Origin of the sequence: Paraburkholderia sp. BCC1885 (assembly GCF_900996235.1) — a bacterium.
Taxonomy (GTDB): domain Bacteria; phylum Pseudomonadota; class Gammaproteobacteria; order Burkholderiales; family Burkholderiaceae; genus Paraburkholderia.
On record NZ_CAAJGM010000250.1, the window covers coordinates 1 to 10869 of the forward strand.

At 57.2% G+C, this 10869-nt stretch carries 9 protein-coding genes; 5 read left to right on the forward strand and 4 right to left on the reverse strand.

The window, feature by feature from the left end:
• From FQ755_RS32090 to FQ755_RS32105, 4 genes are all read right to left on the reverse strand, one after another.
• The coding region (locus tag FQ755_RS32090) for a YqaJ viral recombinase family protein (RefSeq protein ID WP_144160769.1) at positions 1-886 on the reverse strand (886 nt) is incomplete at its 3' end.
• Positions 887-956: 70 nt separating this feature from the next.
• On the reverse strand, positions 957-1922 hold the full coding sequence (locus FQ755_RS32095) for a DUF932 domain-containing protein (RefSeq protein ID WP_144160772.1): 966 nt from the start codon (positions 1920-1922) through the stop codon (positions 957-959).
• Positions 1923-2015: 93 nt separating this feature from the next.
• Positions 2016-2492, reverse strand: a complete 477-nt coding sequence (locus FQ755_RS32100) for a hypothetical protein (protein WP_260858981.1) — start codon at positions 2490-2492, stop codon at positions 2016-2018.
• Positions 2485-2814 carry a hypothetical protein gene (locus tag FQ755_RS32105; protein ID WP_144160775.1) on the reverse strand — a complete coding sequence of 110 codons (330 nt, stop codon included), beginning with the start codon at positions 2812-2814 and terminating at the stop codon, positions 2485-2487. The genes FQ755_RS32100 and FQ755_RS32105 overlap by 8 nt, the downstream gene beginning before the upstream one ends.
• 128 nt (positions 2815-2942) lie before the next feature.
• On the opposite strand from FQ755_RS32105, the gene FQ755_RS37675 reads away from it, so the two are divergent.
• The 5 genes from FQ755_RS37675 (at position 2943) to FQ755_RS32130 (ending at position 10723) form a co-directional block, all read left to right on the forward strand.
• The gene (locus FQ755_RS37675) at positions 2943-3110 is read left to right on the forward strand and encodes a hypothetical protein (RefSeq protein ID WP_186308721.1); all 168 of its coding nucleotides are present in this window, start codon (positions 2943-2945) and stop codon (positions 3108-3110) included.
• A gap of 531 nt (positions 3111-3641) precedes the next feature.
• The gene (dcm, locus tag FQ755_RS32115; RefSeq protein ID WP_144160816.1) at positions 3642-4982 is read left to right on the forward strand and encodes a DNA (cytosine-5-)-methyltransferase; all 1341 of its coding nucleotides are present in this window, start codon (positions 3642-3644) and stop codon (positions 4980-4982) included.
• Positions 4983-5065: 83 nt separating this feature from the next.
• Positions 5066-6871 carry a DUF262 domain-containing protein gene (locus FQ755_RS32120; protein ID WP_144160819.1) on the forward strand — a complete coding sequence of 602 codons (1806 nt, stop codon included), beginning with the start codon at positions 5066-5068 and terminating at the stop codon, positions 6869-6871.
• Positions 6843-9716, forward strand: a complete 2874-nt coding sequence (locus FQ755_RS32125; RefSeq protein ID WP_144160822.1) for a Z1 domain-containing protein — start codon at positions 6843-6845, stop codon at positions 9714-9716. The genes FQ755_RS32120 and FQ755_RS32125 overlap by 29 nt, the downstream gene beginning before the upstream one ends.
• Positions 9713-10723, forward strand: coding sequence for a PD-(D/E)XK motif protein (locus FQ755_RS32130; RefSeq protein ID WP_144160825.1), 1011 nt, complete (start codon positions 9713-9715; stop codon positions 10721-10723). The genes FQ755_RS32125 and FQ755_RS32130 overlap by 4 nt, the downstream gene beginning before the upstream one ends.
• The last annotated feature ends 146 nt before the right edge of the window (positions 10724-10869 follow it).

The following is a 10869-nucleotide window of genomic DNA, read 5'->3' on the forward strand; positions in this document are numbered from 1 at the left end:
CCTTGCTACGTTTGAATGACACCGATCCGGTCTCGAATTCCGCCCGGTCGGCCTCGCCCATTGCCTGCACGATGGTCTGCCTGAGTTGTGACTCGACCTGTTCACGAGTCTCGATGTCGGCACGCACGGCGACGAGATCGGAGAACAGGGACGACAGCTTCCGGTCGTCCGTGAAATCGGCCGTACCGCCTGTACCCGGATACAGGCAGCGTAACGCGCGGTCTGCAGAATCCGAACCGTCTGCTGGCGGCGGCGTGTCCGTCTCCACGAATCGCCAGAACGCGGCTTCAAGTTCGATCAGACGGGCAATGAGTCTGTTGTCGCGAACGATGCGATGTACTTCGAGCTTCTGGCCGCAGACGAGCACGGCAACATCGGCCGCCTGCTTGCCCGTGACCGCGAGTTGATGTTGCACCTGAAGCACCACGTACTCAGGTACGCCGTCACGCCAGAGCCGTGCGCCGAATTCGCCCGCGGTCTTGCATTCGAGCAACTGCACATCTCGGTCGCCGACGACTTCCCGGTCGATATTGGCGATCATGAACGGGATGCCCTGGTGTTGGAGTACTGCATTGACCCGCCTTACCTTGTTGCCAGTCTGCTTCGTGTACGACGCAGCTACGATGGGTTCTAGCAGCGTCCCCCAGTAAATCGGCTCTGTCGTATCGTGCGGATCAGGGCGTGGCAGATTCGCATCGCGCCCCGTCTTGATCAACCAAAGTTCGAGTGGACTCATGTACGGCGAAAGTCCCACGGCAGCGGCTGCGTCCGAACCCCCTATCCCGTTTCTTCTTACCTCCAGCCAGTCGTCACGAGACAGGTCTTTGGTCTCGACCAGCCGCAATGCGGGGCGTTTGCGACGCCCTGTTGGTTCAGGCAAAGGCATATAACCTCCGAAATGAAAGAAGCGCGGCGGAGAGATCCCGGCCGGGCTGTATGACGTTACGCGGGAACCTTTAGGCGATCAGCTTCATCGCCTCGTCCCACGCCTTTTGCTTAAGTGCGGCACCTGCACCGAACCACGCGGCGTCGCGCCGGTGATCGTCGCTGCGGGACTGACGACGGTGATCCACGTATTCGGTGATCGAATTCACCAGACCCCATGCCGTGCTGGATGCGGACGCCAGCGTTGCGCCCATCCCCTTGCCCGCGTACAGCGATTGCGCGGCCTTGATCGCGCGATCGTTTGTCGCCTGCATCTGCATGTTTGGGCCGCCACTCGGGTACGTGAGCACACGTCGAAAGAACATCTCGGCCACGGTATCGCTGACCTTACGTTCGGAGAGTGCGTGCATACGAACCATGAAGCCGTCCCATGACGAAATGGCGATACCGAGTTGACGTTTCACAGCCTGCGCATCGAACTGCGAACGGTGCGGCACCTTGATGGCGCCGGCACTGTCGCCGAGTGCAACCTGAAGGGTGTTATTGCAGACGACGCGCACACTCGTGAACTGCGCGGTGGTCGCAAGAGTGCCATCGCAAGCGGTAGCGAGCAGCAGGTAGCCTTTGACGGTGTCTTTGCCCTTGAGCGCGACGGACTGGCCGGTACGAGCCAAGGCCCAGAGCTTTTTGCCATCCTTGAGCACACCCGCTGTCTCTAACTCGAATCCGCCCGCCTCTGTAAGATCTTTGTAGAAATCGAGAATTTCGCGAGGCTGCACGACTTGATACCGAGACGAAACGACGGACAACGGCGCTTTCGTATCGGACCGATAGAGCACACGCTGTTCGGGGAACGCGTGAATCGAGCCGAGGTTGCTGGAGTTGCCAGCTACGAACCGAACCTCCGACGATTCGACGCTCCAGTCCATCCCTGCTTGCTTTGCCCATACCTCGATTGGCTGGCGCGGAGAAAGTTGATTACCCAAGCCGTGCCACGGTTGCTCACCGACGTAGGCCATTGTTTTGACGAGATGCATGAAAAACTCCTAGTAAACGGCATAAAGCCCGGCACGTAGCCGGGCAGATGCAAGAGAAAAGTGAGGGGATACTACCGAAGGGAAAACGACTGTTCAGGGAGATGCTTTGGGCTGACTGAATGTGTGTCCGCATGCGTGACAACGATAGTTGTCGAGAACCTTTTCGTCGACGATTTCGCCGAAGACGGATCCGGTAGCGCATGCTGCCGTACCGCCGATGAGACCAGCGATTATGGCGCCGGCGATGGCTCCGCATGCAGCACCGACGGGGCCGGCGAGTATGCCGACAGTTGCGCCGGTTTCGACACCGGACAGGGCGATGGCAACGCCGCTAGCTGTGCCAGCGACTGCGCCAATTGCTCCGCCAGTCTTGCGGGCGCGATGGCGCGCATCGACGACCGACGATCGGCATTTCGGACAGGCTAGGGTCGCGCATGGCCGCACACTACAGCGATCGCGTGGGCGTGCATTTGGTGCGACGAAGCCTTGCTCGAAGGGCTCGTCATCGTCGTGCGCGTGCAGATACATGTCGTCCGGATCGTACGGATCGTGAATACGAGGATCACGCATGAGCGGTTGCCTCGCGCCGGATCTTGTCGGCGTACTGGCGCATGCCAATCGAGGTCAGCATGCCAGCCGCAAAGAGCAAGCCGAATGCAAGTAGATATTCAAAAGGGGACGGGTAGGTAGGCATCACGGCTCCCGGAGAGGTGCGCCGGCGCAGGATTGCGTGGGCGGAGCGGCGGTGGGTTGCCATGCTCGAAGTGGTGATATATATCTCAAATTCTTTCGAATCCGATTCGCCCCTTGACCACTTCAGCGAATTCAAGTCGAAACCGCCGATTCGGGCGGCATCGTAGTAGACCCACGGATTTGGCGAAGCTGTTTTCATCCAACTGGGCCATCGATTGAACGAGATCCATGAGTTGGCTCCGGGGACGTAAACGCGTAGAGCCCGGCCGAAGCCGGGCTCTGCTATCGATGGATGACGCTGAAAATCGACTACTTGGCGCCAAACGTATGGCTGTAGGCGAGACATCGGCGGTTGCAAAGAATCTGCGTGTCGACGGCTTCGCCAATCACGGTTCCGGCGCCGCAACCGCTGGAGGCACCGAAGAGACCCCCGAGGATGGCGCCAGCGATACCTCCGAGCGCAGTGCCTACGCGGCCGGCTATGGAGCTGACTAGGGCACCAGTTTCAGCATCGGTGCGATAGCTGCTGCGCCGTCTATCGCACTGACCGAACCGCTTATCTTGTAGCCACGTGGAGGTTTTCAATTTGAGTGCAATTGCAGTGGGGATACGATAAAGGCCTTGGCTCACTCCTGCAAAATCGCGGGCAGATGGAGCCTGTTTTGTAGAAGTGGTAGATGCTTCTCTGTTTTTAGATTCCCACGCAAACCGTTGTCGATCGGGCATTGGCTGAATTTTTCTTTTGAGCAAGTCATTTTCGGTGTAGCACTGATTCGTGCGTCGGGCAGGTCGGGAACTTCGACGCGGCAACTCGGAACACAGTTTTTGCTGTCGTGCATCGAATCGCCGCCTCACCTTCTTCGGAGGTGTACAAGGAGTATGTATAGATATACAGTGTCGCCAGATGCGTCCGCGGATCCTTCAGTGCAGGTAGTGGGCGCCGTTTAACTGGCATAATACGCGCGCGCCATGACGGCGCGTCAGGTTGTATCCATTGAGAACTAACATCAACGCTTTTGGGCGCAAATGAAGTCTTTCCGTTTCGTCGACTTGTTCGCCGGGCTCGGCGGCTTCCACTTGGCGCTTGAGCGTCTCGGTGGAAGTTGTGTCTTCGCAGCCGAGTGGCAGGAGCACCTTCGTGACCTTTACGAGGTGAATTTTGGGCTCAGACCTGAAGGCGACATAACGAAGATATCGCCGAAGGATGTTCCTGTTCACGACGTGCTGACGGCAGGTTTTCCGTGCCAGCCGTTTTCAAAAGCAGGTGACCAACTCGGTTTCGAATGCACGAAGCAGGGCAATCTGTTTTTTAACGTCGAGGCAATCTTGAAGGAGAAGATGCCTCGATTCTTTATTCTTGAGAATGTTCCGAATCTGCTAAAACATGACGAAGGCCGGACATGGGAGAAGATTCAGGAAAAGTTGGGACTTGATGGCCTAGGCTACCACATTAGAGCAGAGAAATTGTCTCCGCACAATTTCGGTATACCGCAGATTCGAGAGCGGGTGTACATCGTGGGCTCGATTGAGCCATTGATCGGCTTCAATTGGCCCGAAACGGTAAATGCAGAGACCTCTATCGAGACAATTTTGGATGAGAATCCGGTGGACGCTAGGCGGCTTTCGGCGCAGGTCACTGAATGCCTCGAGGTGTGGAATGATTTTCTCGTTCGAAGTCCGCTGAAGGTGGAGTTGCCATCGTTTCCACTTTGGTCGATGGAGTGGGGAGCAACCTACCCTTTTGAAGAGTCGACACCGTACGCTGCGCTGGTCCAAAAGGGAAAGCGAGGCCTATACGAGATGCGTGGGTCGCACGGTTGCCTGCTGAGCGACTGGGAGTCTGTAGATGATCGCTGGGCGGCGTTGCCCAGCCATGCTCGCACAGAGCAAATGCAGTTTCCCAAATGGAAGCGCGACTTCATTAGGCAAAACCGCCAATTTTACGCCGACAACAAGAGATGGATTGATACTTGGCTTCCGAAGATTCTGAAATTCCCTTCCAGCTTGCAGAAGTTGGAATGGAATGTGAAGGGCGGCGAGCGGAACATTTGGCAATATGTATTGCAATTTAGAGCGTCTGGGGTGCGGATAAAGCGTCGAACCACAGCTCCTAGCTTGATCGCGATGACAGATACTCAGGTGCCAATAATCGGATGGGAGCGGCGCTATATGACTCCCCACGAGTGCGCTAGGCTACAGAGTTTAGACGAGCTTAAGCAGCTTCCAAGGAGTACGACTCAAGCGTTTCACGCTCTCGGCAATGCTGTGAACTCGAATGTGGTCGAGCACGTCGCACGAGCGCTACTTTCTCCTCGGGCGAAACGTCAGGGTCGATTGCTGGGGTCGGAAATAGCCGAATGTAGATAAAGGATATTCCGGAATCGTTGAATACGGCCAAGATTGAACTGAAAATTACGGCTATCAGGTTACGCTATATTTGGAGACAGGTTTTGGAAGAGCTAGATTTTGATCAAGTTGCGACACTGCTCTCGGAACTGTCGCAGCCAAGTGCGTTGCCCAAGTTAGACGGGCGTCGGCAGGCTGTGTCGCCGTTCGATGCAGCCGAGATCGAGTTCTCGTCGAGCGCCTGGCTGGCGCGCGTCCTTGAAATTTCTGCGTGGCTTAATCTTGACTCAACTTTCGAGGATCAGGATTCACCTAAGTCCGTTGCGCTGCGCTTGTTCGATGAATTGTCGCCGGGAAAGGCCGAGGCCAGTTTCTATTTGGAAGACGGTCGCGTTCTGCTAACCGAACTGGGTGCACAAACGCTTGAGGAGCGGTTAAGTCGGGCAGTGAGCAATCGCACAGCATTTCTCCAAATGCTCGAGGATGAGTTTTCAGTCGCGGCTGCCACGGAGGCTTGGGTTGATGTCTGGAATGAAGCGCCTGCGACTGAGCCGCTCTCGATCAATGCGACCGTTGACAAATGGCGAATCTACGACCTGGCAGGCCGCGCCGGACAAAATCAGTTGGAACTTAACCCTACATACCAGCGTGACTTCGTGTGGTCGAACGCTGACTCGCAGATGCTGATCGAATCAATTTTGCGAGGTATCCCGCTCCCATCGATTATCCTAGCGCGCGTGTCAAGCAGTCAACGCTTTCAGATCGTGGATGGGAAGCAGAGGGTAACGGCGATCTTGCGCTTCATGGGTGCCCATCCGGAAGGTCTCGAAAACGCGAAGAAAATGAAGGATTTTGACCTGTTTGGGAATAATTTCGGTCAGTTTGCAAAGCGCAATAATTTGCGCGCGACGGACATTCGCGAAAAATATCTGCCCTACAAGACGAAAAAGTATGCCGATGATAACGACCCATTGCGGCTATTGGGTGATCGATACTATTGCGAAATTAGAGACAAACAGGTTCGTATCGCGGGTGAGAGCATCACGGTAGCGGATTTATTCGAGCGCGCGTGTGATTATTTCATCCCGGTACTCATCTATCGCGACACGCAGGTTCGCGATATCCACAAGGTGTTCAGGCTCTACAATCAGCAGGGCATGAAGCTCAACGCCGAAGAGATTCGCAATGCGGTCTTCAACCATCTAATGATCTCGCGCCTTATGCTATTCGTAGGCGGCGACAGGCCCGAGCCAGAGATAGCTCCAGAACTGGTCAAGCTTGGGATCGATCCGACAACGGCGCATGAGAACATTAAGGCATTAGGCTTCGGCATAACGCGGTTTCGGCGCACCAAAGTTCTGTTCTGGATGGTGGCGACATTAATTCTCAAGCCGGCGCAGGCGCCTGACAAGACCTATCGAACCCCGTCCACCGCAAGTCACATCGACGATTTCCTGCGCTCGATCGACGACAATCGTCTCGCGCAGTTCCGCGCCAAATCGACACTTGAGAATCTCGCGAATGACCTCATTGCCGCGCTCGAACTCCATCAGACCGTATCGGACGCTTGGCACCCGAGATTCCGGCGCAAAGGCAAAAGCGAGATGGCTTCTCGATGGGAGGAGTTGCCGGTAGTTGCTAGCCTGCTCGCCTGCCTTGTACTCATCATCACCGGCGAGAAAAGCAAACTCGAAAATGGCATCGAAGAGGTGCGCAGCCTCACCTCGAAGATGGTCGGCCCCGCGAGTACACAGAATAAGACACAGTGGGCACACATCGCAAATGCATCAACGAGCATCCTTGAGACGCTTGGAGTCAATTTCACGGACGCCGACGCGGCCGTGAAGGAACGCTACGGTGATAGCGCGATCGACGCCCTGCTTGAAATCCGCAAGATTCCAATTAACTAATATGGATGCGGGTAAAACAAATCTCGGGCCGGCGGCAATCGTCCCTATCGGCGATTCAAGCGCTGCGGTGAACGACTCTGACGGTAAAGGGCTCGGTGGCGCTTGGTGGGCACGCTATTACTCGAGCGTCGAGGGTCGCCTATCACCAACCGCACTAACCGTCCTCGAGTCTGATGCTCGCTACATCATCGAGAATGCCCTTCCCCGCGACGAAGGTGGTCTCGATTTGTCTGCGTGGCCCGAATCGCGGGTCCGTACGGGCATGGTTGTTGGGTCTGTTCAGTCGGGTAAGACGGCGAGCATGCTTGGCGTCGCGGCTAAGGCGCTCGATGCAGGCGTCGACCTTCTTATCCTCCTCGCAGGTACGCGTGTCAGCCTCTGGCTGCAGACCTATGAGCGCTTTCTGGCGCAGTTGGACGGCTCGACTGCCGACAATGCATATCGTCGTCGCGATGAACGACTGATTCTTCCTCAACCGGCCGACATTCTTCATGAGCAGCGCGCCGATCCAGCGCGGTACCTGCAACGTCCGCTCGCACGCCAGGCACTGCGCGCTGGCCGACCGATCATCTGCGTCGTTCCGAAGGAGGATGACCATCTGCTCATGCTGCGTCGCTTTCTTGCCGATATAGTCACCGACGAATATCTCGAGGCACGCGACCGTCCTTATTCAATCTTGCTGCTTGATGACGAGGCAGACGATGCGAGCGTGCTGGACAGCGCGCGGTCGCAGAAGGTTACACCGCGTTTGATTTCGGCACTTTGGAGCGGCGATCCTGATGAGGCGTCGACCCGTCATTCCAAGATCGTTGCGACCTATGTCGCATACACGGCGACGCCGCAGGCAAACTACCTCCAGGCTACCCACAATCCGCTGAGCCCAAGGGACTTCAACGCCGCACTCCGCACGCCCGGGACAATTGGATCTGTAACACCTCGCTCGACAACCTATGCTGAGTTCGCAGGCGTCCGCTCCTACTATTGCGGCGGCGAAATGTTCTACGAGCGGCTTCGGTTGGCAGGGGACGGCGCTCTCTGCCACGCGTCGCTATTCCCAGATCTTCGCCCCGGCGAGACAGGAGCCGAACTCGCGGAACGACGTGAAGCTTTGCGCTGGACGATGCTATCGGATGCTCTGCGCTGCTTCCTCGTCGGCGCCGCAGTGCGCAGCCTCGATCAAGGTTGGGAAAATGCCTTCGACCACGATCGCCGTTACCCATCGGCGGAGAGTGCGCGTGCTGCCGCTTGCGGTCCTCACACAATGTTGATCCATCCTTCCGCAAGGAAGGACGATCATTTCAGCACTGCGATGGATGTCGTACGTTGGGCGTCGGCGATGCCGGGTCGTGAGGCCGAGGTCCAACTTGACGAGGAAACCGAATGTCTGAATATCTCGGCGGACGGTCTTACTCGGCGGCTCGTCCTTGAGGAAGCGGATTGGTTGGTATGGCTTAGCCGGTTTGAGGCATCTCGAATAGCTCTTGCGACGTTACCGCATGCACCTTACGTCCCGATCTCCCGTGCTGAATGGCCGGCAGTTCGCGAAGCGCTTATTAAGCGCATTTTCCCAAGCGTAAGGCTGCGCGTTCTGAACAGCGACCCTGTTTCCGACGACCGGCCGCTTTTTGAGATTGCTGAGGATGAAGGAGAATTTCGCATTGCGGCGGACAGCCTCTCCATATTTGTCGCGGGCAACGTTCTTTCACGCGGTCTGACGTTGGAGGGGCTTACCACTAGCCTGTTTCTTCGCGGCGCCGCCGAGCCGGCCGCTGACACACAAATGCAGATGCAACGCTGGTTTGGCTATCGTGGGAGCTTCTTGCCGTTTTGCCGGGTTTTCACATATGAGGATCAACTGCAACTGTTCAGACGCTACCACGTGAACGACAACGCGCTGAAAACTGAGATCATGCGTTCCATGGACGGAAGCGAGGGGACCGCCGGCCCAGCACTTGTCCTGCAGGGAGCATCGTTCGTAGCGACGAGCAAGGTCGAAGCACGAAAGGTTCCTCTTTCACCAGGTCCGCGACCCTCCATCAAGTTGGTCGAGGCCGATAACGATGATTTGGTCAGACACAACATCGATGTCGCCGTCGGCCTTCTAGATGATGGGGCGTGGGTGAGGCTGAAAGATGACAAGGGCCTCGAGCGCGGGCTCATTCGCTCCGAGCCTGTTAGCCTCTGGCGGCTCGCCGAGATTCTCGATACGTTGCGTTACTCGCATCACGATCCTGATCTTGGCGACGAGCTTAGCCAGCGCTGGGAGCACTATGCGCGGTTGCTCGGTATCGGCAACCCGCTGTTCACTCCGCCGATGTGCAATCCACAGGGCTATGGTGCGGAGCCACAGTCTTGCCCTTACTCGATCGCCGCGTACCTTCGGTTGTGGTCTTACCTGGCGAGCGATCGCTCGGCGCCAGGCTTCTATCCGACCGATCGTCCAGAAGTGCCATGGAATTACACGGATACGATGCACCCAAGCACGCCGCAGTTCTACCTTGCCTTTCGCTTTGGACAGAACCCGGCGCGTGACCCTCGGTTGGCAGCAAGAGGGATCAAGGCCGTCACGCGCGAGCGAACCTCCAACGGACACGCACTCCAAACCTTGTGGGGAACGCGGGGCTATGGCGGATCCTATTACGGAGACGAACTTGTCGACTATTACTTCCATGGCACTATGCCAGTGCCGAGCATCCAGGGCGGCGCCAGTTGGCGGCCACGCGGTCACCCGGGGCTCGCGCTCTTTCATGTGGTGAGTGCGCCTGAATTGCCGAACGACTTACTCGCGATCGGGCTTGGAATACCACACGGCGGCCCTGACCATATCGCGGCGCTGCGGATATGAGTGACATACACTTCGAGGCTCTACGCGCGGACCTTGATCAATTAAGCGTTCCGCAGGGACAGGTCCGGCATATGCGCTGGCTCGTGCCACCGCTGGCGATAGGTCGGGTGGCGTCGGGCGACTTTGAGGTCTTTGTTCGCGGGCCAGAGCTTCACACGGTGTCGTCATTGGTGAAGAGGCACGTTCAGCATGGAGAGTGGCGCCCTGAAGAAGGAGGCGCGCCTTTCTCTGCGAATAGGATAGTGCTGCCGTCGACGTCGCATTTTGCCTCAATCGCAACTCTGATCGCGATTGAACTAATGCGCGCCGGCATCGCCGGCCCGCGAGGCGTGCAGCCAGCGTTCACGCATGTAGAGCCAATCATCGAGATGGCTATCCGAGGCGGCGCCTTGTCGGAAAATGTCGTGACCGGCCTCCTCGGTGAACTGAGTGTCTTGCGGCAATTGATCCTGTTTCAGACAGATCGCCCTGGCGCGATGATGCGCTGTCTCGACTTTTGGCAGGGATGGCAGGAAGGTGGCCGAGATTTTCGTATCGGAAGCTATTCAATCGAGGTGAAGACGACACAATCGGGCGCGTCTATTCACGAATTTAGCGGTCTGCATCAACTGGAGCCAATGTCGCTTCCCTCCGGCGCCGCAGAGCAACTGAAGCTGATGAGCCTTGGCCTCGCCTCTTCGTCCGTAATGGGGGAAACGCTCCCATCTATGGTTAGTAGCATCGTTATGCTGCTTTCGACGGCGACATCAGGTTCGGACATCGCCGACGAGTTTTTGCATCGTGTGTCGCTGTATGGATCTCAATCGGGTGCGGGTTACGTACATGGGACGATGCGGGAATGGGCCGCCTACGGCGCGCGCTACACGCATACGTTCCTCCCTCGCCTCTATCGCATAGACGATCCGGCCATGCGCCTACTCCGCCGTGACCTGCTTGCCGATACGTTTGTGCAAACGCAGAGGCTCTCCTTCAGTAAGCGGCTCGGCCCGACCGTTTCGCCATGCTGACTTTTCCAAAGCATGATGAGGGCGTTCAGATCAACGGAGCCAGTCAGCCATGTCGAACGCAGGGGGCGCAGCCCATCCCCGTCGCACGTACGCGCGAAAATTCAAGCAGCAGGTGATCAGAGAGACGTTGGTGCCTGGCATGTCGG